General features: G+C 67.0%; 23 protein-coding genes. 17 read left to right on the top strand and 6 right to left on the bottom strand.

The window, feature by feature from the left end:
• The first annotated feature begins 1 nt into the window (after position 1).
• Complete coding sequence (locus AC0Z6F_RS06585) at positions 2-880, top strand: tetratricopeptide repeat protein (RefSeq protein WP_004151093.1); 879 nt, start codon at positions 2-4, stop codon at positions 878-880.
• 80 nt (positions 881-960) lie between these two features.
• Here the strand turns inward: AC0Z6F_RS06585 and dapE are convergent, their stop codons facing one another.
• From dapE to map, 6 genes are read right to left on the bottom strand one after another with little or no spacing between them, the layout of a single operon-like run.
• Complete coding sequence (gene dapE, locus AC0Z6F_RS06590; protein WP_004151090.1) at positions 961-2,088, bottom strand: succinyl-diaminopimelate desuccinylase; 1,128 nt, start codon at positions 2,086-2,088, stop codon at positions 961-963.
• On the bottom strand, positions 2,085-2,456 hold the full coding sequence (locus AC0Z6F_RS06595) for an arsenate reductase (RefSeq protein ID WP_012510522.1): 372 nt from the start codon (positions 2,454-2,456) through the stop codon (positions 2,085-2,087). Before AC0Z6F_RS06595 ends, dapE begins: the two co-directional genes overlap by 4 nt.
• A gap of 31 nt (positions 2,457-2,487) precedes the next feature.
• Entirely contained in the window at positions 2,488-3,357 is an 870-nt protein-coding gene (locus tag AC0Z6F_RS06600; protein ID WP_012510521.1) for a hypothetical protein, read from the bottom strand.
• A gap of 2 nt (positions 3,358-3,359) precedes the next feature.
• The gene (gene dapD, locus AC0Z6F_RS06605; RefSeq protein WP_012510520.1) at positions 3,360-4,451 is read right to left on the bottom strand and encodes a 2,3,4,5-tetrahydropyridine-2,6-dicarboxylate N-succinyltransferase; all 1,092 of its coding nucleotides are present in this window, start codon (positions 4,449-4,451) and stop codon (positions 3,360-3,362) included.
• On the bottom strand, positions 4,451-7,060 hold the full coding sequence (locus AC0Z6F_RS06610; protein WP_485616898.1) for a [protein-PII] uridylyltransferase: 2,610 nt from the start codon (positions 7,058-7,060) through the stop codon (positions 4,451-4,453). The genes dapD and AC0Z6F_RS06610 overlap by 1 nt, the downstream gene beginning before the upstream one ends.
• A 20-nt stretch (positions 7,061-7,080) precedes the next feature.
• The gene (gene map / locus AC0Z6F_RS06615; RefSeq protein WP_079993540.1) at positions 7,081-7,923 is read right to left on the bottom strand and encodes a type I methionyl aminopeptidase; all 843 of its coding nucleotides are present in this window, start codon (positions 7,921-7,923) and stop codon (positions 7,081-7,083) included.
• A 173-nt stretch (positions 7,924-8,096) separates the two neighbouring features.
• Between map and AC0Z6F_RS06620 the strand changes: the two genes are divergently transcribed.
• The 16 genes from AC0Z6F_RS06620 to bamA all read left to right on the top strand — a co-directional run bounded on the left by AC0Z6F_RS06620 (position 8,097) and on the right by bamA (position 25,771).
• Positions 8,097-8,624 (top strand): Csu type fimbrial protein, encoded by a 528-nt coding sequence (locus AC0Z6F_RS06620; protein WP_004151083.1) that lies wholly within the window; start codon positions 8,097-8,099, stop codon positions 8,622-8,624.
• Positions 8,625-8,634: 10 nt separating this feature from the next.
• A complete protein-coding gene (locus AC0Z6F_RS06625; protein WP_004151081.1) occupies positions 8,635-9,369 on the top strand; it encodes a fimbrial biogenesis chaperone in 735 nt (244 codons plus the stop codon).
• The gene (locus tag AC0Z6F_RS06630) at positions 9,320-11,749 is read left to right on the top strand and encodes a fimbria/pilus outer membrane usher protein (RefSeq protein ID WP_079993539.1); all 2,430 of its coding nucleotides are present in this window, start codon (positions 9,320-9,322) and stop codon (positions 11,747-11,749) included. The genes AC0Z6F_RS06625 and AC0Z6F_RS06630 overlap by 50 nt, the downstream gene beginning before the upstream one ends.
• Positions 11,746-12,765 (top strand): Csu type fimbrial protein, encoded by a 1,020-nt coding sequence (locus AC0Z6F_RS06635; protein ID WP_012510517.1) that lies wholly within the window; start codon positions 11,746-11,748, stop codon positions 12,763-12,765. Before AC0Z6F_RS06630 ends, AC0Z6F_RS06635 begins: the two co-directional genes overlap by 4 nt.
• 81 nt (positions 12,766-12,846) lie before the next feature.
• Positions 12,847-13,086 carry a hypothetical protein gene (locus AC0Z6F_RS06640; RefSeq protein ID WP_012510516.1) on the top strand — a complete coding sequence of 80 codons (240 nt, stop codon included), beginning with the start codon at positions 12,847-12,849 and terminating at the stop codon, positions 13,084-13,086.
• Positions 13,086-13,799: a fimbrial biogenesis chaperone gene (locus AC0Z6F_RS06645; protein ID WP_012510515.1), complete on the top strand. Its 714-nt coding sequence runs from the start codon at positions 13,086-13,088 to the stop codon at positions 13,797-13,799. The genes AC0Z6F_RS06640 and AC0Z6F_RS06645 overlap by 1 nt, the downstream gene beginning before the upstream one ends.
• 220 nt (positions 13,800-14,019) lie before the next feature.
• On the top strand, positions 14,020-14,823 hold the full coding sequence (gene rpsB / locus AC0Z6F_RS06650) for a 30S ribosomal protein S2 (RefSeq protein ID WP_012510514.1): 804 nt from the start codon (positions 14,020-14,022) through the stop codon (positions 14,821-14,823).
• Between the two features lie 125 nt (positions 14,824-14,948).
• Positions 14,949-15,824 carry a translation elongation factor Ts gene (gene tsf, locus AC0Z6F_RS06655; RefSeq protein ID WP_004151069.1) on the top strand — a complete coding sequence of 292 codons (876 nt, stop codon included), beginning with the start codon at positions 14,949-14,951 and terminating at the stop codon, positions 15,822-15,824.
• A 257-nt stretch (positions 15,825-16,081) separates the two neighbouring features.
• Positions 16,082-17,620 carry a GGDEF domain-containing protein gene (locus AC0Z6F_RS06660; RefSeq protein WP_004151067.1) on the top strand — a complete coding sequence of 513 codons (1,539 nt, stop codon included), beginning with the start codon at positions 16,082-16,084 and terminating at the stop codon, positions 17,618-17,620.
• Positions 17,621-17,740: 120 nt separating this feature from the next.
• Positions 17,741-18,469 (top strand): UMP kinase, encoded by a 729-nt coding sequence (gene pyrH / locus AC0Z6F_RS06665; protein WP_012510513.1) that lies wholly within the window; start codon positions 17,741-17,743, stop codon positions 18,467-18,469.
• A 96-nt stretch (positions 18,470-18,565) separates the two neighbouring features.
• Positions 18,566-19,120 carry a ribosome recycling factor gene (gene frr, locus AC0Z6F_RS06670; protein WP_004151064.1) on the top strand — a complete coding sequence of 185 codons (555 nt, stop codon included), beginning with the start codon at positions 18,566-18,568 and terminating at the stop codon, positions 19,118-19,120.
• 5 nt (positions 19,121-19,125) lie between these two features.
• Positions 19,126-19,893 carry a polyprenyl diphosphate synthase gene (uppS, locus tag AC0Z6F_RS06675; protein ID WP_012510512.1) on the top strand — a complete coding sequence of 256 codons (768 nt, stop codon included), beginning with the start codon at positions 19,126-19,128 and terminating at the stop codon, positions 19,891-19,893.
• Positions 19,890-20,726 carry a phosphatidate cytidylyltransferase gene (locus AC0Z6F_RS06680; RefSeq protein ID WP_012510511.1) on the top strand — a complete coding sequence of 279 codons (837 nt, stop codon included), beginning with the start codon at positions 19,890-19,892 and terminating at the stop codon, positions 20,724-20,726. The genes uppS and AC0Z6F_RS06680 overlap by 4 nt, the downstream gene beginning before the upstream one ends.
• A gap of 2 nt (positions 20,727-20,728) precedes the next feature.
• Entirely contained in the window at positions 20,729-21,919 is a 1,191-nt protein-coding gene (locus tag AC0Z6F_RS06685; protein WP_012510510.1) for a 1-deoxy-D-xylulose-5-phosphate reductoisomerase, read from the top strand.
• A gap of 55 nt (positions 21,920-21,974) precedes the next feature.
• Entirely contained in the window at positions 21,975-23,333 is a 1,359-nt protein-coding gene (gene rseP / locus AC0Z6F_RS06690; protein ID WP_004151030.1) for an RIP metalloprotease RseP, read from the top strand.
• Positions 23,334-23,407: 74 nt separating this feature from the next.
• The gene (gene bamA, locus AC0Z6F_RS06695; RefSeq protein ID WP_012510509.1) at positions 23,408-25,771 is read left to right on the top strand and encodes an outer membrane protein assembly factor BamA; all 2,364 of its coding nucleotides are present in this window, start codon (positions 23,408-23,410) and stop codon (positions 25,769-25,771) included.
• The last annotated feature ends 424 nt before the right edge of the window (positions 25,772-26,195 follow it).

A 26,195-nucleotide genomic window follows, 5' to 3' on the forward strand; every position in this document is an offset into this window, starting at 1 on the left:
AATGCAACACCGCAATGGACGCACCGGGGCGCTGGCCGCCCTGCTCTGCCTAGGCCTGGCCGCCTGCCAGAGCCTGCCCCCACCCTCCACACTGCAGCTGGACCAGCAGCAGGCACTGGAGCAACGCGGAACCGATGGCAGCTTCGACGGTGCCTGGGAAACCGCGCGGACCTTCGAGCGCTTCAACGATCTGCGCGCCGTCACCTACTACGAGCGCGCCGCGGCGGTCACGCCCTGGAGCTTCCACAACACCAAGGCGGAAGAGGCGCTGGGCCGGATCTGGACCTCCGGCACGCTGCGGTATGCCGACAGTCCACACATCAACCCAGCACCGGTGCTGCGCGCGTCCTGGCGACGTGGCGAACGCTGGTCTCTGGCCGCCGCCAATCACGGCAATCCGTACGCGTTCTTCGACCTGGCCAAGGCCTATCGCGAGCGCGACGACGCCCAGCGCGCACTGCGTTGGGACCTGCGCGCGATGGTATACCAGCGCTATGCGTCGTCATCGTCGGGACTGCCCGGTGCGGTAGCGGCCACAGGCGATACCGTGCATCCGCTGGTGGCGAGGATCCAACGCCGCGCCGCTGCAGGCGACGCCGACGCACAGGTCGATCTTGGCGCGCTGCTTGAAAAGGGCGTCGGCCTGCCACGCGATCCTGCCCGTGCCCTGCAGCTGTACCAGCGCGCCGGTGAGAGGGGCAATGTGTTCGGCCAGTACTTCGCCGGGCTGCTGCTGGGCCGGAGTGCGCCGGGCGTGGAGAAGGACACCGATGCTGCGGCGCGCTGGTTCGCGCGCGCCGAGGCGCAGCACTTCTACATGGCCGCGCCAAGTTATTGGAAGAAGGCGATCGAGCCGCCGTTCTTCATTTTTTCGGAGTAGAGAAGCGGCCCCGGCGGGAGGCGTGCCGACCAACGGTCGGCACCCACCTCAGCAGGATCGAGGCATCCCCACTGCGGGGCTCACACCAGCAACCGTTCCACCAGCCGCTGGTACAACCCCGGCAGTGCTTCCAGCTCGTCCACGCGCACGTTCTCGTCCACCTGGTGGATGCTGGCGTTGACCGGCCCCACTTCGATGCACTGCGCGCCCAGCGGCGCGATGAAGCGTGCATCGGAGGTGCCTCCGCCGGTGCTTTCTTCCGGTGCGCGGCCGATGTGCTCGGCCAGTACCGCGCGCGCAGTCGCACGCAGCGTGCCTTCCGGGGTGTAGAACGGCTCACCGCTGCGATGCCACTTGAGCGTGTACTGCAGGCCATGCTGGTCCAACAGTGCAGTGATCTCCGCCTCCAGCTTCGGCGCATCCCAGTGCGGGTTGTAGCGGATGTTGAAATCCACCTCCAGCTCGCCGGGAATCACATTGTTGGCACCGGTACCGGCATGGATGTTGGAGATCTGCAGGCTGGTCGGCGGGAAACTCTCGTAGCCGTCATCCCAGCGCCGCGCACTCAGCTCGGCCAGGGCCGGCGCCGCCTGGTGGATCGGGTTACGTGCCTTCTCCGGATACGCCACATGACCCTGCACGCCCTGCACGCGCAGCTTGGCCGACAGGCTGCCGCGACGACCCACGCGCAGCAGGTCACCCAGCGTCGCGGTCGACGACGGCTCGCCGGTGATGCACCAGTCGATGCGCTGGCCGCGCTCGGCGAAAAGCCGTGCAACGTGGCGCACGCCATCGATGGCATCGCCCTCCTCGTCGCTGGTCAGCAGCACCGCCAGCGTGCCGGGATGATCGGGATGCGCGGCCACGAACTGCTCGGCGGCCACCACGAACGCCGCCACGCTGCCCTTCATGTCGGCGGTGCCACGGCCGTACAGCACACCCTCACGGATCTGCGGCGTGAACGGATCGCTGGCCCAGGCCTCGCGCGGGCCGGGCGGCACCACGTCGGTGTGGCCCAGCAGCACCAGCACCGGCGCACCCTGCCCATGGGTCGCCCACAGGTTGTCGACCTCGCCCAGGCGCAGGTGATCGCACTGGAACCCGGCCTGCTTCAGGCGTGCCGCCAGCAGTGTCTGGCAGCCAGCATCATCCGGCGTCACCGAGGGTCGTGCGATCAGTTCGCAGGTCAGGTCGAGGACCGCACTCATGCGTCACCCACGCCGAAGCGGGCCTTGAAACCGTTGTCACTGAACCCCTGGCTGACCGTGCCATCGGCAGTGACCACCAGCGGACGCTTGATCAGCTGCGGGTACTCGCGCAGCAGCAGCTTCCATTCGGCCTCGGAATCAGCAGCCTTGCGGTTGTCCGGCAGCTGCCGCCAGGTGGTGGAGGACTTGTTGACCATCGCGGCCAGGCCACCCAGCTGCGCCGCCCATGCCAGCAGCGTTTCCGGGCTGGGTTTGTTGTCGCGGTAGTCGACGAAGGTGTACGGCACGCCGAAGCGGTCCAGCCACTTGGTCGCCTTCTTGCAGGTATCGCAGTTCTTCAAACCGTAGACAGTGGTGCTCATGGCCATCTGTGATGCTGGAAAACAGAGGGCCAGAATCTCACAACAGGCGCTCGGACACGACCCGGAACGGCACCCTTGGCAGCCGGAAGGCCAGCCCCTCGTGCAGCGCCACGCCCATTGCCTGCAGGCGCGGGCACTGCGGTTCGCCTTCCAGCTGCAGCGGTTGCAGCTGTGCGATCTCCACCGGCAGCGCGATGCGGGTGCTGGCCCAGCGGGCGTCGCAGGTACGGGCGATGGCCTCGTCCTGGCAGGTGACGAAACGCAGCACGGCCTGGTGCCCGCCGAAGGCCGCCGACCACGCCGCCGCATCCTCCCGGCCTGCAGCGGCCTGCCACTGCAGGTGCAACCTCGGCGCACTGCCCTGCCCGCCTTCGATCAGGGTGTACCCATCGCCATCGGTGCGCACCACATGCTCGAAGCGTGTGGGCAGATGCGGCTGCATGGCATCGCTGAACGCACGCGCGCCAGCCACGAAGGGCAGCTGGTCCATCACATTGCGATCGAACAGCACCACCGGCGTTCCGTCCGGATCGTCGTCGCGGCGCAGGTACCAGCGCCAGTTGCTCTGCCTTGGCGACGGCATCAGGAAACGCAGCGGCCCGGCCAACGCCGGCCCGAAGTGGCCGTGACGGTAGCTGAGGATGGTGTAAGGCGTACGTCCGGCATGGACCACGTAATGATGGCCCGGTGGCGGCGTTGGTGCGTGGCGCACGTCGACCCACCAGCTCACGTAGACCACATCGCGCACGTCACTGACCAGCGCCAGCATCGGCCAGCGCCGCGACAGTGCGCGGCGCAGCCGGGTCCAGCGCGGAGCGTGCAGCAGGCGCGGCAGCATCCGCCCGACCAGGGTGTCGGACGGATGCCGGTAGATCGCGGACTGCGCCAGATCCTCCGGCGCAATCACCTTCAGTCGGCCAGGCCGCGCAGCAGGTCGTTGACGCTGGTCTTGCTGCGGGTCTTGGCATCAACCTGCTTGACGATCACCGCGCAGTACAGCGAGTGGGTACCGTCCTTGCTCGGCAACGAGCCGGACACCACCACGCTGTACGGGGGGATGTAGCCGTAGCTGATCTCGCCGGTGGCACGGTTGTAGATGCGGGTGCTCTGGCTGAGGAACACGCCCATGCCGATCACGCTGTGGTGGCCGACCACCACGCCTTCCACCACTTCCGAACGCGCACCGATGAAGCAGTGGTCCTCGATGATGGTCGGGCTGGCCTGCAGCGGTTCCAGCACACCGCCGATGCCAGCGCCGCCGGACAGGTGGCAATGCTGGCCGATCTGCGCGCACGAACCCACGGTGGCCCAGGTATCGACCATGGTGCCTTCGCCGACGTAGGCGCCGATGTTGGTGAAGCTCGGCATCAGCACCACGTCCTTGCCGAAGTAGGTGCCGCGGCGGGCGATTGCCCCCGGCACCACGCGCACGCCGCCACGGCGGAACTTCGCCTCGTCATAGCCGGCAAAGCGCGATTCGACCTTGTCCCAGAACGGCGCCGGCTTTGCGTCGACCACGGCCATGTCATTGACGCGGAAATACAGCAGCACCGCCTTCTTCAACCACTCGTTGACCTTCCAGCCGCCGTGGCCGTCCGGCTCGGCAACGCGGAATTCGCCGCTCTCCAGGCCATCGATCACGCGGTTGACCAGCGGCTTGGTCGAGCCTTCCAGCTCGTGCAGGGTCAGCGTGGCGCGGCGCTCGAAGGCGCTCTCGATGCCGAACTTAAGTTCTTCCACGCCCGGCGACGCCGGCTTGCGCAGCGACTTGCGGGCGATGGTCTCGGCGCGCGTGGTTTCAGCGCTCTTGGCCGGAGCCTTCTTCGCTGCTGCGGCTTTTTTCACCGGGGCCTTCACTGCAGCGGCCTTCTTCGGCGCAGCGGCCTTCTTCGCGGCCGGCGTGACGGCAGCAGTTTTCCGGGCCGCTGCGCTCTTGGTGGTCGCGGCAGTCTGACCAGCCTTCGGCTGTTGTGGAACTTTCTTGGCGGGCTTGGTGGCCATCAGGCGGGGTCTCCGGCGTTTCGATCAGGGTCCAGGCAGGCCAGCATTGCGTCATGCAGCTGCTGCCGGGCGGGTTCAGTCAGGGGGAGGTCGTGTTCGTCACTGATCACGAAGGTATCTTCGGCGCGTTCGCCAAAGGTGGCAATGCGCGCGTCCTGCACGCGCAGGCCCTGGTTGCGCAGCACGAACGCCACATCGGCCAGCAGGCCGGGACGGTCGGGGGCGACCAGGGCAAAACGGGTCGCGCCGGGTTCATCGCGGAACTCGATGCGCGGCGCAAAACGGAAGTGGCGCAGCTGCCGGGGCACCACACGGCGTGACGGCCGCAGGCGGGTCAGGTCACCGCTGAGCGCTTCACGCAGGGCGGCTTCCAGGTTGGCACTGCTGCCATCGGCGAAGGTATCGGCCGGGCTCACTTCAAACGTATCGAAAATGGTATCGGCCGGGCCATCCAGCACGCGCGCACGATGGATGCCGTAGCCCTTGCGGTCCAGCGTCATCACGATCGCTGCGAACAGGCCGTCGCGGTCAGGCGAGTGCACGAACACTTCCAGCGCGGGATCGTCGACGCTGATCCGGCGCACCTTCACCAGCGCCTGCCCCTGCTTCACCGGCACCAGGGCAGCGGCCTGCCAGGCCAGCTGCTCCGGGCGCAGGCGGATGAAGCCTTCGTCGGGCATCACCGCGAACTGGCGATCGATGGTGGCGTCGTCGTAACCCTGCTCGCGCACCAGTGCGCGCACGCTGTCACGTGCTTCGGCCACGCGCTCGGCGGCCGGTACCGGATGCTCCAGGCCCTCGCGCAGCGCACGCCGCGTGGCGAAGTACAGGTCGGCCAGCAGCCGGTCCTTCCATGCGTTCCACAGCTTCGGGCTGGTGCCGGCGATGTCGGCGCAGGTCAGCAGGTACAGGTAGTCCAGACGATCACGGCTGCCGATCAGGGTGGCGAAGCGATGGATCACCACCGGATCGGCGATGTCCTGCTTCTGCGCGGTCATGGACATGCGCAGGTGCTGCTCGACCAGCCACGCGACCAGCTCGGTATCGGAGGCACTCAGTCCGTGCGCCTGGCAGAACGCACGCGCATCGACCGCCCCCAGTTCCGAGTGATCACCGCCACGGCCCTTGGCGATGTCATGGAACAGGCCGGCCAGCAACAACAGTTCCGGTTTGCGCAGGCGTGGCCACACCTCGTGCGCGATCGAGAAGCGCTCGTCGGCACGGCTGCTGGCGAACAGGCCGATGTTACGCAGGACCATCAGCGTGTGCTGGTCGACGGTATAGACATGAAACAGATCGAACTGCATGCGCCCGCTGACCTGGGCGAAGGCGGGAATCCACTGCCCGAGCACGCCCAGCCGCGCCATGCGCGAGAGCGTATCGACCGGGCGCTGACCGCGCAGCAGCGCCAGGAAATGCTCGCGTGCATCGGAATCGGCCTGGTCGTAGGCCGGCAGCAGTGGCAACGATTCGGCCAACGCGCGCGCGGTCAACGAATGCAGGCCGCGTACCTGCGGGTTGTTGGCCCAACCGGCGAACAGCGCGAATACCTGGCCGATGTCGCCACGCGGCCATTCGGCCTCGTTGGCGGCCAGATAGCCACGACGCAGGGAGAAACCAACGGTCAGCGGTTCCGGCTGCGCCTCGCCATCGAACTGCTCCTCGAAGCGCTGCAGCAGGCGGTCGCTGATCCGGCGCACCACCAGTGCGGCGCGGTAGAACCCCTGCATCATTTTCTCGACACCGAGGTTCTCGGCGTCGTCTTCGAAGCCCAGGCGCGCGGCCAGGGTCTTCTGGTAATCGAAGCGCAGGCGCTCTTCCGGGCGACGTGCCACCAGGTGCAGGCCAAAGCGCAGGCGTGCCAGCACCGCGCGCTCGCGCTTCAGTGCAGCCGCTTCGTCGGCCCCCAGGTGGCCCAACCCGACCAGCGCTTCCAGATCGCGCACACCGAACGCGCGCAGCGCCATCCATCCCAGCGTATTGAGGTCACGCAGGCCGCCGGGACCATCTTTCAGGTCGGGCTCCAGGTTGTCGGCGGTGTCGCCGAAACGCTGGTGACGGTTGCGCAGTTCTTCCAGCTTGGCCAGGAAGAACGCACGCGCCGGCCACAGCTCACGGTCATCGATGGCTTCGCGCAGCGCGCGCCGGATCGCATCTTCGGCAAGTATCGGGCGCGCCTCGATCAGTGCGGTCATCACCGTCTGGTCGGCAGCAGCCTCACGGCACTGCGCGGCCGAGCGCACGGCGTGGCTGACCGCCAGCCCGCAATCCCACAACAGCGCGAACAGGCGCGCCAGCGCGGCCTCGTGGGCCAGCTGCGCCGCCGGCTCTCCGAATACCAGCAGGTCGATGTCCGAACACGGGAACAGTTCCCCACGCCCGTAGCCGCCCACCGCGAACAGCGACAGGCCGCTGTCGGTGGGCAGGCATCGCTGCCAGGCAAGGCGGATCAGGTGGTCGGCAGCGCGCGCTCGCAGCGCCAGCAGGCGCTCGATGTTGTCGCCCTGGTCGAAGCGGCGGTAGAGGCGCGCGTCGGCCTGCTGCAGCGCCTGGCGCGCGGCAGCAGCCCAGTCCGTGTCATTGAGCGACGCGGCCGGCGTGTCCAGCAGCGAACTCGCCGGCAGCATCCTCAGGAGACCTGCGACTCGCCCGGCGACAGGGTCAGCACGTCGACGCCGGTCTCGGTGACCGCGATCATGTGCTCCCACTGCGCCGACAGCTTGCGGTCCTTGGTCACCACGGTCCAGCCATCCGGCAGCACCTTGTTGTAGCGGGTGCCCTCATTGATCATCGGCTCGATGGTGAAAGTCATGCCCGGCTGCAGTACCAGGCCCTGGCCGGGACGGCCGTAGTGCACCACCTGCGGTTCGTCGTGGTAGACCTTGCCGATGCCGTGGCCGCAGTACTCGCGCACCACGCTGAAACGCTCACCTTCGGCATAGCTCTGGATGGCATGGCCAATGTCGCCCAGCGTCGCGCCCGGACGCACCGCGCGGATGCCGCGCCACATGGCTTCGTAGGTGGCTTCCACCAGCCGCCGCGCCATCACCGAGGGGGTGCCGACGAAGAACATGCGGCTGGTGTCGCCGTGCCAGCCATCCTTGATGACGGTGACGTCGATATTGATGATGTCGCCATCCTTCAGGACCTTCCCTTCGCTGGGAATGCCGTGGCAGATGACGTTGTTGACCGAGGTGCACACGGTCTTCGGGAAGCCGCGGTAGCCGACGTTGGCCGGAATGGTGCCCTGCACGTTCACGATGTGGTCGTGGCAGATGCGGTCCAGTTCCTCGGTGGTGACACCGGGCTTGACGTGGGGGGTGACGATGTCGAGCACTTCGCTGGCCAGGCGGCCGGCGACTCGCATCATCTCGATTTCCTGCGGGGTTTTCAGATTCACGCTCATGGCGCCCATTATCGCCGATCCGGCCGCAATCCGAACGAACGCCACCCAACTGGCGATCCGGGCCATGCACGGTTCCGGCAAGGAATGTGAAAGCGTGATGGTCAACACCCTTTCGATTCCCCGATTCTCACGGAATACAGACACTTGCGATGCCTAAGCTGGGGCCACTGTCGTCAAAGCGGCGCCGAACGTGCCGTCTTCGCTCTGTTCAACAGACCTTCGGGTCAGGGAGGTTGTCCATGCGATCCACAGTTCGTCTCCCCTTGGCCCTGGTCCTGGCCCTGCTGGTTGCCGGCCCCGTCGCCGCTGCCGACACCGTCACTTTCAACGTGCTGCTGACCATCAACAAGGCCTGCACCATCACCGCGGCTGCGGCGACCAACGTCAACTTCGGCAATGCTGATTCAAGCTCCGTCACCCCGCTGAATGCGCAAGGCACGGTAACTGCCCAGTGCAGCGTGACCACCCCCTACACGATCGCGCTCAATGCCGGCCTCAACCCAGGCACCGCCGGCGATGTGACCACCCGCCGCATGCGCAACACCGACTCCGGGGTGACCGCCAACAACTTCGTCGGCTACCAGCTCTACCAGGATTCGGGCCACAACACGGTATGGGGGGCCAGCACCGGCACCAACACCGTGGCCGGCACCGGCACCGGCGCCAACCAGGTCTACCAGGTGTATGGCCAGGTGGCCAACCCCAGCGTCAACAACGCTGCCCCAGGTTCCTACCAGGACACCATCACCGCCACCATCACCTATTGAGGGCGTGCTGATGCCAATGCCCCGCGGACGCCGCTTGCAACAGCTGGCGTTGATGGTGCTCGCGTTGCCGCCTGCCTTCTGCATGGCGGCCAGCCTGCAGGTATCCCCCACCCAGTTCGAACTGCGCGCCAACCAGAACGCCGAGGCGCTGTGGATCAGCAACAGCGGCACCGAGCCGGTGCAGGTGCAGGTGCGTATCTACCGATGGCAGCAGGCCGACGGGCGTGACCAGCTGGAAGCCAGTGACGCCCTGCTGCCCAGCCCGCCCATGCAGTCACTGGCGGCCGGCCAGCGGCAGCTGGTCCGCCTGGTCCGCGTCGATGCCAGCGCCCCCGCCGTCCAGCAGGCATTCCGGGTCATCGTCGATGAGATCCCTGCCTATGACCCCACCCGCCAGGGGATGCAGTTCGTATTGCGCTATTCCATTCCCGTGTTCGTGCAACCCGAGGGCAAGCCACCCGCACCCCGGCTGCAGGCGCGGCTGATCCAGGACGGTGCCGGCCCGGCAATGCTGGAAGTGCACAACAGCGGCGATGGACAGGCGCAGGTCGCCGACCTGGCCGTCCTGCTGGGCCAACGCAGCACGCCGTTGCTGCCTGGCCTGGTCGGCTATGTGCTGCCCGGGCAGACCATGCGCTGGGCGCTGCAGCAGGCCCCTGCACAACTGGCAGGCGGCATCTTCAGTGCGAGGATCAATGGTGGGTCGCAGCTTACGCCCCTGCCCACGACGCCGCCGGCTCGCTGAGGCCTGCGTGCTGGCCTGCTGCACCGGACTGGCATCGGTTTCCGTGCATGGCGCCGGCCGCGGACTGCCGGCTGGCGCCGACATCTCCGCTGAAGTCTCTCTGCCGGCCCCCACGCCATTGACCGCGCCGCAGGCGCTGTATCTGGACACCAGCCTCAACCACGCCCCGCGCGGGCTGCTGCTGTTCCACGAGCAGGCCGGGCGACTGCAGGCGCCCGCTGCCACGCTGCGCCAGCTCGGCTTTCCGGTGCAGGGCGATGCACCGGTTTATCTGGATCAGATCACGCAGCTGGTGGTGCATTACGACGCCAGCCTTCAGGTTCTCGACCTGCAGGTGCCGCTGCAGCAGCTGCAGCTGCCGGTGGCACAGCTGGGCAGGGGCAGCGAGACCGCTCCGGAGGCGCAGGTATCGCCGGGCATGGCTCTCAATTACGACGTCTATGCAAGCCACAGCGACGGGCTGGGCAACGTCAGCCTCAACAGCGACCTGCGTCTGTTCGGGTTCGGCAACGGCACCCTGCGCAACACCACACTGATGCGCAGCTACCAGTTGCCCGGCGAAGGCTGGCAGCAGGAATCGGTTCGGCTGGATACCAGCTGGCGCCTGGACCTGCCAGAGCAGGCACTGACCCTGACCGTAGGCGATTTCTACAGCGGCTTTCTGGAATGGTCACGGCCGGCGCGCATGGCCGGCATCCAGATCGGTCGAAACTACGGGCTGCAGCCGTACCGTGTCCTGACCCCGACGCCGGCCTTCCTCGGCGAGGCGGTGGTCCCCTCCAGTGTCGAGCTGTACATCGACGGCCTGCGCCAATACAGCGGGCAGGTGCCGGTCGGCCCGTTCCAGCTGGCGGCGCAGCCAGGCATCAACGGCACGGGCACGGCGCAGGTGGTGGTCACCGATGCGTTCGGCCGCATGCAGACGCTGGATTTTTCCTTCTACGGCACCCAGCAGCTGCTGGCCGCCGGCCTGTCCGACTGGTCGGCGGGCATCGGCCGGCTGCGGCGCGACTATGGCATCCACTCCTTCCGCTACGACGCCGACACGGTTGCCAGCGCCACCCTGCGACGGGGCGTCAACAACCGCTTCACTGCAGAGGCCCATGCCGAAGGCGGAGGCGGCATCGTCAACGCAGGGCTTGGCGGCGCCTGGCTGCTGGGGCGGGCCGGTGTGCTCAGCGCCAACTGGAGCGAAAGCCGCGACGGCCAGCGCAATGGCCGCCAGTACGGCATGGGCTACAACTGGAACAACCGCCGCTTCAACGTCAATCTGGCCAGCCGCCGTACCAGCGGCGACTACCGCGATCTGGGCAGCCTGCAGGACAACGTACCGCCCCGGGTGAGCGAGCAGGCCTCCTTCGGCGTTGACCTGGAGCATCTGGGCTCGTTCAGCATCAGCTATCTGCGCCTGGACCAGCCGCAACCATTGCTGGACGCACCGCAGCCGGCGCCGCCGCAGGCGCTGCCCTTCAGCCGCAGCCGCTACCTGAGCCTGTTCTGGTCGCGCGCGTTCGGCCGCTGGAATGCCTATCTGTCAGCCACCCAGGACATCGACCAGCGGCGCAACCGCAGCGTCTATCTATCGCTGGGCACCCGGCTTGGCGAGGATCGCCAGGCCAGCCTGTCGGCCCAGCGCAATGGCGAGCGCCACTACGCCAGTGCCGAGATCATGCGCCCGGTGCCCGGCGATGGCAGCCGCGGCGGCCCCGGCTGGCGCCTGCAGGCACGCGATGATGGCGGCGGCCTGGCCGAGATTGGCGCACTGGGCGCTCATGGCCGCTATTCGGCCGGCATTTCCCGCAACAGCGGCCAGACCTTCGCTTACGGCAATGCCAGCGGCAGCCTGGTATGGATGGCCGGCAGCGTGTTCGCCGCGCGCGAGGTACCCGATGCCTTCGCGGTGGTGTCCACCGGCCGCCCCGGCGTTCCGGTGCTGCTGGAGAACCGCCCGGTCGGCGTCACCGATGACAAGGGCCTGCTGCTGGTCACCCCCCTTCTGTCGTGGCAGCGCAACCGCTTGACCATCGACACCCTTGGCCTGCCCGCCGATCTGCGCGCCGAACAGGTGGAGACACTTGCTACCCCACGCCAGAGCGCCGGCATGCGGGTGGAGTTCCCGCTGCGGCAATCGCATGGTGCATTGCTGACGCTGACAGACGCCGATGGCAAACCACTGCCGCTGGGTGCACGGGTGCAGGGTCAGGGCATCGCACCGACCGTTATCGGGCACGACGGCCAGGCCTGGCTGGAGTTCAGCGCCGAGGCGGCGACTCTGCTGATCGACAGTGAGCTCGGCCGCTGCCGTGCGCAGGTGCAGCGGCCGGCAGCGGGCACGCGCCGGTTGCCGGCGGTGCGCTGTATCGCCGAGCCACGGCCATGATCCGTCTACTGGGTGCGCTGCTGGCGCTGTGGCTGGGCATGCAGGCCCTGCCCGCGCAGGCCGCGACCAGCTGTTCGCTGAGCAGCCCCACCCTGGCCTTCGGCACGGTTTCCAACGGCCTGGTCGATACCACCACCTCCTTCACCATCACCTGCACCACCGGAGCCGTCGCCCTGCTGGCCAATGTACGCGTCACCTTCTGCGTGGGCCTGCCGGCGGGAACGGGCGGCACCACCATCACGCCATCGCGCACGTTCGCCAACAGCTTCGGCGACCGCCTCAACTACCAGATCTACAGCGACGCCAACCGCACCACCGTGATCGGCAGCAGCGTTGCCAGCAGTCCGGCCTGGGCCATGTACCAGATGCAGTACCCGGTGCCGGCGCTGGGTGGATCGGGGTCGGGCACGGTCATCCTCTATGGCCGCTATCCCGCCAGCCAGGTGCTGTCGGCCGGCACATTCACCAGCACCCTGGCGGCGACATTCCAGTACGCCTACAACGAACCCCTGCTGGGTACGCCGCCCTACCCGGCCAACTGCACCGTGGCTGCCCCCACCGTCACCGGCAACTCGGGCCTGATCACCGCGACGATGTCGGTGATCGCCAACGCCACGGTCAATCCAGCCTGCGGCACCTATGTAACCGCACCGATGGATTTTGGCAGCAGCACCGGCACGGTCCTGGCAAACATCGACCGCACGGCGGTGTTCAGCCTGACCTGCGTCAACCGCAGCCCGTTCCAGATCGGCCTGGACAATGGCAGCAATGCCGATGGCAGCGGCAACCGGCGCATGCGCGTGGGCACTACCGGCGCGACCGTGCCCTATGAGCTGTACCAGAACGCGGCCCGCACACTGCGCTGGGGCAACGTGCTCAACACCAGCACGGTGGCCGGGACAGGCAATGGGTCCGCCCAGAACCTCACCATCTACGGCCGGGTCGCGCCAACGCCTGCGACCTCCACACCGCCGGGCGTCTATACCGATACGGTCACGGTTACCATTACCTACTGACGACTCACTGCCTGCCGCCGCCGATTACAGATCGCCGCGCATGCGCCGATACCGGCTGCGTCCCTTCCGCCCTTCCATGCGATGCACCTGCGTTTCCTTCTCGCCCTCGCCTTCGTCGGCACGGCACCCTGCGTAGGGTCCGCACAACCTGCCGCCCTGCCGGCACAGGACAGCCTGACCATCACCCTGCGGATCACCGATGCACGCGCGCAGCCCCTGCAACGCAGCGACGCCCCCACACCGGTGCCACCACAAGTGCAGGCGCTGACGCCCGCACCACCCGCGGAGGCGGCGGCTACCCTGGTGACGGTGACCTATTGATGCTGCGCCTGTTGCTGTGTCTGGCGCTGTCAGCTGTACCGCGCCTCAGCTACGGCCTGGAGCTGTCCAGCACCGAAGTGCGGTTGTCGGCTGCACGCGCCGACGGTGAACTGTGGTTGCGCAACACCGACGCCACCGGCTGGAGCGGCCAGGCCCGACTGTACCGCTGGGAGCAACAGGAGCAGAGCGAAGTGCTGTTGCCCGCCGACGACGTGGCCGTGAGCCCGGCCCGACTGGAGATCGCTGCAGGCCAGCGGCAGAGGCTCCGCCTGGTCAGCCTGGCCCCGCCCCCGGCCGGCGTGCAGCGGGCCTACCGGCTGGTGATAAGCCCGGCGCCAGACCTGCCATCTGCGCTGGCCATCCGCTACTCATTGCCGGTGTTCCTGGACCCACCCACCCCGGTGACAGCAGCCCTGCAGGTGCAGGTGCGCTCCCCTCCCGGCCTGCCCCCGCAGCTGTGGCTGCATAATGGCGGCTCCGGCCGTGCCCAGCTGGTGGACCTGGTGTTTGTTGATTCCCGCGGCCACCGCCAGCACCTGATCGACGGGCTGGTCGGCTACGTGCTGCCGGGGCGCGCCCGCCTGTGGGCGCTTCCATGGCGAGCCGATGCCTACGCGGGCGGGGGGTTCAGGGCCCGCCTGAACCATGCCGGCGAGGCCGCGCTGGACGCCGCTCCCCCGTCATTTGCGGCAGCTGCCGCCGCCGGGCTATAATCGCCGGGATGACCTGCCGCCTTGTGCGCGGGACACCGTCCACACCGGACGTCACCGGTGAATCCACACCTGCTGCCCCCATCCGTGCCGGGGTGCTCCGCAAGGAGTTCGGCCACGGAGGCAACAGGGAAGCCCAACCCCGGAACCATCCGCGCTTCCACGCGTCCCGCATACCTATCCCCGCGGGCGGAATCGCCGGTTCCATATCAGGAGTATTGCAATGCCCCAGGTCACCATGCGTCAGATGCTGGAAGCCGGCGTCCACTTCGGCCACCAGACCCGCTACTGGAACCCGAAGATGGCTCCGTACATCTTCGGCGCCCGCGGCAAGATCCACATCATCAACCTGGAAAAGACCGTCCCGCTGTTCAACGATGCGATGAACTTCATCTCGTCGGTTGCCCAGAAGCGCGGCACCGTCCTGTTCCTGGGCACCAAGCGCAGCGCCCGCGAAACCATCAAGGAAGAAGCCGAGCGTTGCGGCATGCCGTTCATGAACCAGCGTTGGCTGGGCGGCACCCTGACCAACTTCCGTACCGTCAAGCAGTCGGTTGCCCGCCTGAAGGAACTGGAAGCCGGTGAAACCGACGGCACCTTCGAAAAGCTGGTCAAGCACGAAGTGCTGGGCCTGCGTCGCGAGCGCGACAAGCTGGAAGCCTCGCTGGGCGGCATCAAGGACATGAACCGCCTGCCGGACGCCATCTTCGTGATCGATATCGGCCACGAAGACATCGCCATCAAGGAAGCCAAGAAGCTGGGCATCCCGGTCATCGCCGTGGTTGATACCAACTACAACCCGGAGCTGGTGGATTACGCGATCCCGGGCAACGACGACGCCATCCGTGCCGTGCAGCTGTACTCGCGCGCCGCTGCCGACGCCGTGCTGGAAGGCAAGGCTGCTGCTCCGCACGCTGCTACCGTCCGTGAAGAAGAGTTCGCCGACGCTCCGGCCGAAGACGCCAAGCCGGCCCGCCGCGCTCCGGCCAAGAAGGCTGCTGCCGACAAGGGCGAAGCCCAGGCCTGATCCAGGCCCCGATGGGCGCCACGCGCCCACCAGTCCTGTCCGCTGCCGATGGCGCGACGACAGGACACTGTCACACGGGCCGGCCACCATGCCGGCCCAACCCCTTTCTTTCGTGAGGTAATCCCGTGGAAATCACTGCTTCCCTGGTCAAGGAACTGCGCGAGCGCACCGGCGCCGGCATGATGGAATGCAAGAAGGCTCTCACCGAAGCCAACGGCGACATCGACGCCGCTGCTGAAGCCATGCGCAAGTCCGGCGCTGCCAAGGCCGACAAGAAGGCTGACCGCGTGGCCGCCGAAGGCCGTCTGGGCCTGGCCCAGGATGGCGGCAAGGCCGTGCTGGTCGAAGTCAACTCGGAAACCGACTTCGTCGCCAACGACGTCAACTTCAAGAATTTCGTCGATTCCGTCGCCGCTGCCGCCCTGGCATCGGGCGCCAACGACGTCGAAGCTGTGAAGGCTGCCAAGCTGGCCGACGGCCGCACCGTTGAAGAAGCCCGCGCCACCGCCGTGCAGACCCTGGGTGAGAACATCCAGATCCGTCGCATGGTGAAGGTTGATGGCAACAACACCATCGGCGCCTACGTCCACACCAACGGCAAGGTTGGCGTGCTGGTCGACCTGGTCGGCGGCGACGTCGAGCTGGCCCGTGGCCTGGCCATGCACGTGGCTGCCCTGAAGCCGCCGCACAACAAGGCTGCGGACGTCCCGGCCGAGTTCGTCGAGAAGGAAAAGGAAATCGAGCTGGCCAAGATGTCCGAAAAGGACAAGGCCAAGCCGGCCGACATCCTGGAAAAGATCATCAGCGGCAAGATCAACAAGATCGTCAGCGACGTGACCCTGTACGGCCAGACCTACGTGCTGGGCGACACCACCGTCGAGCAGGTGGTCAAGGCCGCTGGCGCCGACGTGGCAGGCTTCAAGCTGCTGGTCGTCGGCGAAGGCATCGAGAAGGTGGTGGAAGACTACGCCGCCGAAGTTGCCAAGGCGATGCAGGTCTGATTCCAGCCTCCCGGCTGTGATGCGACCAGAAGGAGCCGCGGGAAACCGCGGCTCTTTTTTTATGTACGGGCCAAGGGGTGAACCCATGCCCCGCCGGTGGATGCGCACCGCTGGTGCGCACACCGACACCTTTGCGTTGCGCGCGAATCAGGCCGATACTCGGCGCAGGGAATCCACAGTCACATAGCAGGAACGAAAGTCGCGGACTGTGATGCAATCCTAGGTATTCTTGTCCTAATGGAATTGAACGACCCGACATGCCTCCTGAGCTGACAGCTGCCCTGGCGCTCTGCCGCAACCTGCCTTCGCCACCCGGTATTGCCCTGCGCATCATCGAACTGGCCCAGGACCCGGAAGCGGACATCGCCACCGCCGCCGACATCATCGCCATCGACATGGCGCTGAGCGCTCGCATGCTGCGCATCGCCAATTCGCCGCTGTATGCCAGCCGCCGCCGGATCGAGAACCTCGGCCAGGCACTGACCATGCTCGGCCTGAACGCCACGATCAGCCTCGCTCTGGGCTTCACCGTCACCCAGGGCCTGACCGGCGGTGCCGGTGCCGACCACGACCTGCGCCAGCGCGCCTGGAAGCGCAGCATCCTCAGCGCACTGGCCGCCAGCCAGCTGGGCCAGGCCCGCGGCCTGCGCCGGCTGGAGGAGCTGATGCTGGCCGGCCTGCTGCAGGACCTCGGCGTGCTGTGCCTGGCCCAGGCCGAGTCGGAACGCTACCTGCCGCTGCTGCGCGAGGCCGGCGACAACACCGACCTGGTGGCGCGCGAGCGCAGCGAACTGGGCTGCAGCCACGCCGATGTCGGCGCCTGGGTGGCCGAACAATGGGGCCTGCCGCGCTACCTGGTGGAAAGCATCAGCCACAGCGAGGACGAAGGCGCTGCCGAATCGCCGTTCCAGGCGTGCGTGCAGCTGTCCGGCGCGGTGGCCGACATCTGGCTGGATAGCGATGCCGACGCTGCCCGCGAACGCGCCCTGCAGCAGGTTCACGACCGCCTGGAGCTGGACAGCGCCCGCTTCGACCAGGTGCTGGCCCGCATCAGTGCCGCCCTGCCGGACATCGCCAGCCTGTTCGAGGCCGGACTGAACTCGCCGTCGCGGGTGCGCGAACTGATCGACCACGCCCAGGAACTGGCGACCCTGCGCAACCTGCGCGAACTGCAGGATGCCGACCAGGCACGTCGTCGCGCCGACGAATTCGAGGCCCGGGCCAAGCGCCTGGCCGACCAGGCGCACCGCGACGCACTGACCGGCGTGCTCAACCGCCGCCAGTTGGAGGCGGTGCTGGAACAGGAATTCCTGCGCGCCGGCCGCCAGGGCTGGCCACTGTCGGTGGCCTTCATCGACCTCGACGACTTCAAGAAGATCAACGACGCGCACGGCCACCTGACCGGCGACGAAGTGCTGCGGGCCTTCGCCGGCAAGCTGCAGGGCCAGCTGCGCAACAGCGACACCGTAGCCCGCTTCGGCGGCGAGGAGTTCGTTGCGCTGCTGCCCAACACCAGCGAATCGGTGGCACTGGACGTAATCCGCCGGGTATTGGCCAACATCGTTGCCACGCCGATGGCCGAGATCGAGAGCGGGCCGCTGTTCGTCACCTTCTCCGCCGGCGTGGCCACCCAGGGCGGCTACGAGCGCTTCGCTGACGTGCAGGACCTGCTGCGCGCCGCAGACGACGTGCTGTACCGCTCGAAGAACCTGGGCCGCAACCGGGTGATCGCCCGCTCGCCCGGCGCCCTCGGCCACGACGAGCTGTCAGCCACTGCCGGCGCCGAACTGGGCTGAACGAACGCCCCGGATGACCGGGGCGAACGCCGGTATTTTACGCCGCAGTGCACAAAACACTTTGGCGCAACGCTGCATGCGCGTAGAATCGCCCGCGATTTCCACGCACCCGAGGTCCCTATGTCCAAGCTCGCCTATCGCCGCATCCTTCTGAAACTGTCCGGGGAGGCGCTGATGGGAGATGAGGACTACGGCATCGACCCGAAGATCATCAACCGCCTGGCCCGCGAAGTCATCGAAGCCCAGCAGGCCGGTGCGGAAGTGGCACTGGTGATCGGTGGCGGCAACATCTTCCGCGGCGCCGGCCTGGCCGCCGGCGGCATGGACCGGGTCACCGGCGACCAGATGGGCATGCTGGCCACGGTCATCAATGCGCTGGCCATGCAGGATGCCCTTGAAAAGCTGGGCGCCAAGGCCCGCGTGATGAGCGCGATCAAGATCAACGACGTGTGCGAGGACTACATCCGCCGCCGCGCCATCCGCCACCTGGAAAAGGGCCGCCTGGTGATCTTCGCCGCCGGCGTCGGCAGCCCGTTCTTCACCACCGATTCGGGCGCCGCCCTGCGCGCCATTGAAATCGGCGCCGACCTGCTGCTGAAGGCGACCAAGGTCGATGGCGTCTACGACAAGGACCCGAACAAGTACAGCGACGCGGTCCGCTTCGACAGCCTGAGCTACGACGAAGTGATCCGCCGCGGCCTGGAAGTGATGGATACCGCCGCCTTCGCGCTGGCCCGCGACAGCGACCTGCCGATGCGCGTATTCGACATGGGCCAGCCCGGTGAGCTGCTGAAGATCCTCAACGGCGAGAACATCGGCACCCTGGTCCAGGGCCGCGATCCGGCCTGAGCCTGAGCGCCAGGCGAGCTGCGGGCCGATTCAGGCCCGGCAGCGTCCCGTATTCGCCTATAATCGCCCGATTCCAGTTACACCCAGGACCGGGCGATGCTCAACGACATCAAGAACAACGCGCAGACGCGCATGGCCAAGAGCATCGACGCTCTGAAGCACACCCTCACCTCGATCCGCACTGGCCGCGCCACGCCGGCCCTGCTGGACCGCGTCACGGTCAATGCCTACGGCAATGCCAGCACCCCGCTGAACCAGGTTGCGTCGATCTCCAACGCCGACGCCCACTCGCTGCTGGTCACGCCGTTCGACAAGAGCATGATCAAGGAGATCGAGAAGGGTCTCTACAACGCCGAGTTCACCCCGAACACCTTGGGCACCGCGATCCGCATCAACATGCCGCCGCCGACCGAAGAGCGCCGCAAGGAGCTGGCCAAGCAGGTGCAGAAGGAAGGTGAAGGCGCCAAGATCGCGATCCGCAACATCCGCCAGGACGCGAACAAGGAAATCGCCAAGCTGGACAAGGACAAGGCGATCAGCGAAGACGAGAAGAAGCGCGGCGAAGACGACATCCAGAAGCTGACCGACGCCAATATCAAGGACGTCGACAAGGTCGTCGCCGACAAGGAAAAAGAACTGCTGTCGGTCTGAAGTCGATGCCTTCAGTCCCGCCTCCGCTGCCGGCTGCCCTGCCCCGCCACATCGCCATCATCATGGATGGCAATGGACGTTGGGCACAGCAGCGCCGTCGTCCGCGCGTGATCGGCCACCGTGCCGGCGCGCGCGCGGTCAACCGCACCATCGAGCGCTGCCTTGAACTGGGCATCCCGGCGCTGACCCTGTTCGCCTTTTCCAGCGAGAACTGGGGCCGGCCGCAGGAAGAAGTCGATGCGTTGATGAAGCTGTTCCTCGGCGCGCTCGATCGCGAAGTGGACGAGCTGCATCGGCGTGGCGTGCGCGTGCGCTTCATCGGCGAGCGCGAACGCTTCGGCGCCGGGCTGGTCAGCCGCATGCAGCTGGCCGAGCAGCGCACCGCCGACAACACCACCCTGACCCTGTCGATCGCCGCAAGTTACGGTGGCCGCCAGGACATCGCGCGTGCCGCGCGCGAACTGGCCGCCGAAGTCGCGGCAGGCCGCCTGCTGCCCGAACAGATCGACGAATCGCTGCTGGGCCGCCAGGTCGCGCTGGCCGATCTGCCACCGCCGGACCTGTTCATCCGCACCGGTGGCGACACCCGCATCAGCAACTTCCTGCTGTGGCAGCTGGCATATACCGAGCTGTGGTTCACCGAGGCACTGTGGCCGGACTTCGACGCCGCCCTGCTGCAACAGGCGCTGGACGCCTATGGCAGCCGCGAGCGCCGCTTCGGCCTGACCAGCGCCCAGATCGCCGCACTGGCCACCGAGACCACCAGCCCATGACCAAGACCCGAGTCCTCGCCGCGCTGATCATGGCGCCGGTCGCCATTGCCGCGATCCTGCTGCTGCCGACGCAATGGCTGGCCGCCGCCGCCGCTGCCGTGCTGCTGATCGGCCTGTGGGAGTGGCTGAAACTGGCCGGGATCGAAGACACCCTGGCGCGTACCGTGCTGCTGGTGCTGAACCTGCTGCTGATGGTGCTGCTTGTCTGGGCCGATGGCAGCACGCTGGTGCTGTTCCAGATCACCACCCTGGCCGGCGTTGCCTGGTGGCTGGCAGCGCTGGTCTGGCTGCGCTTCTTCAACTTCGGCGCACAGCCTTCGGCGCCCTCGCGGATCGTGAAGATGCTGGCCGGCACCCTGGCCATCGTCCCGGCCTGGGCCGCGCTGGTACTGATCCACGCTGGTGGCGATCCGCCTGGCAAGCAGGGCCACCTGTGGCTGCTGGCCGCGCTGGCGCTGGTCTGGGCCGCCGATTCGGGCGCCTATTTCGCGGGTCGTCACTTCGGCAAGCACAAGCTGGCCCCGCGCATCAGCCCGAACAAGACCTGGGAAGGCCTGTTCGGTGGCCTGCTGGCCGGTGTCGCCGTGGCCGTCGGCCTGGGCTGGCTGGCCGGCATCGACATCGCACACCTGCCGGGCCTGCTGATCACCTCGGTGGTGGCCGTGTTCGCCTCGGTGCTGGGCGATCTGTTCGAGAGCCTGATCAAGCGCCACGCCGGTGCCAAGGACTCGGGACACCTGATCCCGGGCCATGGTGGCGTGCTCGACCGTGTCGACGGTGTTCTCGCCGCCGTGCCTGTGTTCGCGCTGGGCAAGGAAATCTTCGGGTTCTGACCATGAATGCTGTCGCAGACCTGCGCCGGGTCGCCGTGTTCGGCGCCACCGGCTCGATCGGTGCCTCCACGCTCGACGTGATCGCCCGCCATCCGCAGCGTTACCGGGCCACCGTGCTCGCCGCCGGCCGCCAGGTGCAGGCGCTGCTGGCGCTGTGCCGGCAGCACCAGCCGGAGCATGCGGTGATCGCCGACGAATCGCTGTTTGCCGAGCTGCGCGACGGCCTGCGCCAAGCCGGCCTGTCCACCGAGGCCCACGCCGGCCATGCCGCGCTGGACCAGTTGGCTGCCAGCGACGCCTGCGACACCGTAGTCGCGGCGATTGTCGGTGCCGCCGGGCTGTCCTCGACCCTGGCCGCTGCTGCAGCCGGCAAGCGCATCCTGCTGGCCAACAAGGAATCACTGGTGCTGGCCGGCGAACTGCTGACCCGTACTGCCCAGCAGGCGGGCGCCGAGATCATCCCGATCGACAGCGAGCACAGCGCGATCTTCCAGTGCCTGCGCTCGCGCGACGCCAGTGTCGATGGCGCCGGCGTGCGTCGCATCCTGCTCACTGCGTCCGGCGGTCCATTCCGCGGCCGCAGCCGCGCCGACCTCGCCGCGGTCACCCCGGCGCAGGCCGTAGCCCACCCGAAGTGGTCGATGGGCCCGAAGATCTCGGTCGATTCGGCGACGTTGATGAACAAGGGCCTGGAAGTGATCGAGGCCCACCACCTGTTCGGCGTCCCCGGCGAGCGCATTGACGTGCTGGTGCACCCGCAGAGCCTGGTCCATTCGCTGGTCGAGTTCGTTGACGGTTCGACCCTGGCCCAGATGGGCCTGCCGGACATGCGCACCACCCTGGCCGTTGGCCTCGGCTGGCCGCAGCGCATCGAATCGGGCGTGGCCGGGCTGGACCTGCTGGCGCAGGGCCGGCTCGATTTCGAGGCCCCGGATACCGAGGCCTTCCCGTGCCTGGCGCTGGCCTGGCAGGCCATGCAGGCCGGCGGCACCGCCCCGGCCGTGCTGAACGCCGCCAATGAAGAGGCGGTTTCAGCGTTTCTTCAGGGCCGGATCGGTTTCCTGACCATTCCGGAACTGGTTGCTAACGCTCTTTCAACACTGCCGACCCAAGCAGCCGATACACTTGAGGTTCTGTTGTCCGCCGACCAGCGGGCACGCCAGCTCACCCTGAACACCATCGCCGCCGCCTGAACGAACGCCTCGCCCAGCATGACGACGCCGCCCCTGCCCGCCAATGTGAGCCTGCATGACTGATTTCATCGGATCGGTCTGGTGGATGATTGTCAGCCTCGGGCTGCTGGTCACCTTCCACGAATTCGGGCATTACTGGATCGGCCGCCTGTGCGGGGTCAAGGTGCTGCGCTTCTCGGTCGGCTTCGGGCGCCCGCTGTGGTCGCGTCGCGACAAGCACGGCACCGAGTTCGCCATTGCCGCCATCCCGCTGGGTGGCTACGTGAAGTTCCTCGACGAACGCGAGGTGGAGGTCCATCCGCACGAACGCGGCCAGGCTTTCAACCACAAGACGGTCTGGCAGCGCATCGCCATTGTCGCCGCCGGACCGATCGCCAACCTGCTGCTGTGCATCCTGCTGCTGTGGGCGATGTTCGTGATCGGCAAGCAGGACTACTCGCCGACCATCGGCCGCGTCAGCGGCATCGCTGCCACAGCAGGCCTCGGCAGTGGTGACCGTGTGCTGCGCGTGGACGAGCGCCAGGTGGTGACCCTGGGCGAGGCCAGCATGGCGCTGACCGCTGCGGCAATGGACCGCCGTGACGTGAAGCTGGAAGTGCTGGACCCGGCCGACCAGGTGCGCGTGCGCACCCTTCCGCTGTCGCAGCTGCCAGCCGGTTTCGATGAACGACGGGTGCCGATCCTGGCGGGCCTGTACTGGCAGTCGTGGCTGCAGCCGGCGCTGGTGGAGTCGCTGACCCCGGATTCGGTCGTCAGCGGACAACTGCAACCGGGCGACCTGATCGTGGCCATCGACGGCCAGCGCATCGACGGCGCCGACCAGGTGATCGGTGAGATCCAGGCGCTGGGGCGTGCTGGCGGCCCGGGCATGATCGAGGTCCTGCGTGGCGGCGAGCGCCTGGCGCTGGAAGTCACGCCACGCAAGGGCCAGGACGCCAAGGGCGACCCCACCTGGCAGATCGGCGTTCAGTTCCCGACCAAATTCAGCCCGCCCTACGACACCCTGCTGCGCTACGGCCCGTTGGACTCGGTCACCGTCGCGGTACGTGAAACCGGCCGCCTGGCGGCCGATTCGCTCGGCATGATGGGCCGCATCGTCACCGGCAAAGCCTCGCTGCAGAACGTTTCCGGGCCGGTCACCATCGCCCGCGTAGCCAATGTCTCGGCCAAGCGAGGCCTCGACTGGTTCCTGCAGTTCCTTGCCCTGCTGTCGCTCAGCCTGTGCATCATCAACCTGCTGCCGATCCCGATCTTGGACGGCGGCCACCTGCTGTATTACCTTATCGAGTTGGTCAAGGGCAGCCCGCTGAGCGAGCGTGCCATCGCCGCCGGCCAATACATCGGCCTGGCGTTGCTGGCCGGGCTGATGGGGTTGGCGTTCTACAACGACATCCTCGGCCTGGTCCCGCGATGAACTTTTCCACGTTGTTGCCGTCTACAGCGTCGGCATCCCGCACCAATGAAATCGACCTTCCTACCGGACGTGACATGACGCGACTCCCCAATCGCCGCCTGCTGGCCCTCGCCCTCGCCGCCGTCACCGGCGCCCCCGGCCTTGCCCAGGCAGCCGAGCCCTTCACTGTCAGCGACATCCGCGTCGATGGCCTGCAGCGCATCAGCTCGGGCACGGTGTTCACCTACCTGCCGGTGGAACGTGGCGAGACGGTCACTGACAACAAGGTCGGCGAGACCATCCGCGCCCTGTACAAGACCGGCTTCTTCGAAGACGTGCAGCTGGATCGCCAGGGCAGCATCCTGGTGGTGACCGTCAAGGAACGCCCGGCGATCAACAAGCTGACCGTGACCGGCAACAAGGACATCAAGTCCGAGCAGCTGCTCAAGGGCCTGTCCGACATCGGCCTGACCGAGGGTGGCACTTTCGACCGCCTGAGCCTGGACCGCGTGACCCAGGAACTGCGCCGCCAGTACAACGACCGTGGCAAGTACACCGTCGAGATCACCCCGACGGTCAGCCCGCTGGACCGCAACCGCGTGGACATCGCGATCGCCATCAAGGAAGGCAAGGCGGCCAAGATCCGCCACGTCAACCTGGTTGGCACCGAGAAGTTCGAGAGCAAGGACATCCTGGAAACCTGGGAGTCCAAGGAGCACAACTGGGCGTCGTGGTACCGCCGTGACGACCAGTACTCCAAGGAAAAGCTGTCCGGCGACCTGGAAAAGCTCAACTCCTGGTACCTGGACCGCGGCTACGTCGACTTCAGCATCGACTCGACCCAGGTGTCGATCAGCCCCGACAAGCGCGACATGTTCCTCACCGCCGGCGTGACCGAAGGTGCGCAGTACAAGATCTCCGAGATCAAGGTCAGCGGCGACACCATCCTCCCGCAGGAGGATGTCGAGCGCATGGTGATCCAGAAGTCCGGCGACACGTTCTCGCGTGCGCTGCTGGAATTCAGCTCGGACACCATCACCAACTCGCTGTCCAACATCGGCTACGCCTTCGCCAAGGTGAACCCGATTCCGACCACCAACCGCCCCGAGCAGACCGTCGCCATCAACATGCAGGTCGTTCCCGGCCCGCGCGTGTCGGTGCGCCGCATCCTGTTCCGCGGCAATACCCGTACGTCCGACGAAGTGATGCGTCGCGAAATGCGCCAGTTCGAGAACAGCTGGTACTCGCAGGCCGCGATCGACCGCTCCAAGATCCGCCTGCAGCGCCTGGGCTACTTCGAGTCGGTGGACGTGGAAACCCCGGCCGTCAGCGGCAGCAACGACCAGGTCGACGTCGTCTACAACGTCAAGGAAACCACCTCGGGCAGCTTCGTGTTCGGCCTGGGCTATTCGCAGTCCTACGGTATGACCACCTCGGTGCAGCTGTCGCAGAACAACTTCCTCGGCGGCGGCAACCGCGTGTCGGTCGAAGCCTCGCGCAGCAGCTACCTGCAGCGTTACGGCTTCAGCTACACGAACCCGTACTTCACCGATGACGGCGTCTCGCTGGGCTACAACCTGTCCTGGCGCGAGCTGGACTACTCCGACTTCAACACCGCGCAGTACAACAGCACCAATGGTTCGGCGCAGGTGGTGTTCGGCGTGCCGATCACCGAGACCGATACCGTCTCGCTGATGTTCGGCATCGACAGCAACCAGATCACCACCTACCAGGGCTCGACGCCGCAGTCGATCATCGACTACATCAACGTACTGGGCAGCAAGACCTTCCATGCCTGGCGCACGGAGCTGGGCTGGGCACGCGACTCGCGCAACGACTACTTCATGCCGACCCGCGGTACCTACCAGCGCGTTGGCCTGGAAACGACGCTGCCGGGCTCGACCATCGAGTACTACAAGCTGAACTACCAGATCAGCAAGTACTGGCCGATCATGCCGTCGCTGGTCATCAACACCCGCGCCGAAGTCGGTTACGGCGACAGCTATGGCAGCGACAAGACCGCGATGGTGCCGGACGAAGCCGGCAACCTGCGTTCGGTCACGGCCAAGGGCCTGCCGTTCTACGAGAACTTCTACGCCGGTGGTACCAACTCGGTGCGCGGCTTCGAGGACAACACCCTCGGCCCGCGCGAAGTGACCCGTGGTTATCCGGAAGGCCAGCCGCTGGGTGGTTCGCTGAAGACCGTCGGTTCGGTCGAAGCCTACTTCCCGCGCCTGTTCGACAGCCCGTCGGCACGCGTGTCGGCCTTCGTCGACTTCGGCAACGTCTACACCGGCGTGGACAACTTCAAGGCCAACGAACTGCGCGTGTCCACCGGTGTGGCCCTGCTGTGGCGCGCCCCGGTCGGCCCGATCTCGATCAGCTACGCCTTCCCGCTGAAGAAGGAAGACGGCGACAAGGTCGAGCGGCTGCAATTCACGTTCGGTGGCCAGTTCTGAGGAACGTCGTTCCTCAGAACTGATCCACCTCCGGTGAATTGCCCGCGCATTTCACCTATCCCCCGCGCCGCTGGCGCGCCCCCCTTAACAGAAGGGGGGCTCTCCACCAGACGGGATGCGAAGCGCCGGGCATTGCCCGGCGTTTTCGTTGATGCAGATGTCACTGCAGGGGACAGGCTTTTGGCCGCGCTCGCAGGAAACTGACCAGAGGCGGCGGGTGGCCCTGGACAGGACCGTTGGCGCCATGGGCCCGAGGCATGCCTCGGGCGGGTTGGGCAGGACGCCCAACCCCGGTCTTGCCGTGTGCGCAGGACAGCGCACACGAGCAAGGCGCCATCGAGCACCATGGAGGGGCTTTTGCGTGTCCTGGCCAGGGCCACCCGCCGCCTCCCGCTCGTACCAGGCAGGCGCCAAGCCTTCGCCC

The organism is Stenotrophomonas sp. 1L-E-5-B-C3 (assembly GCF_057292075.1).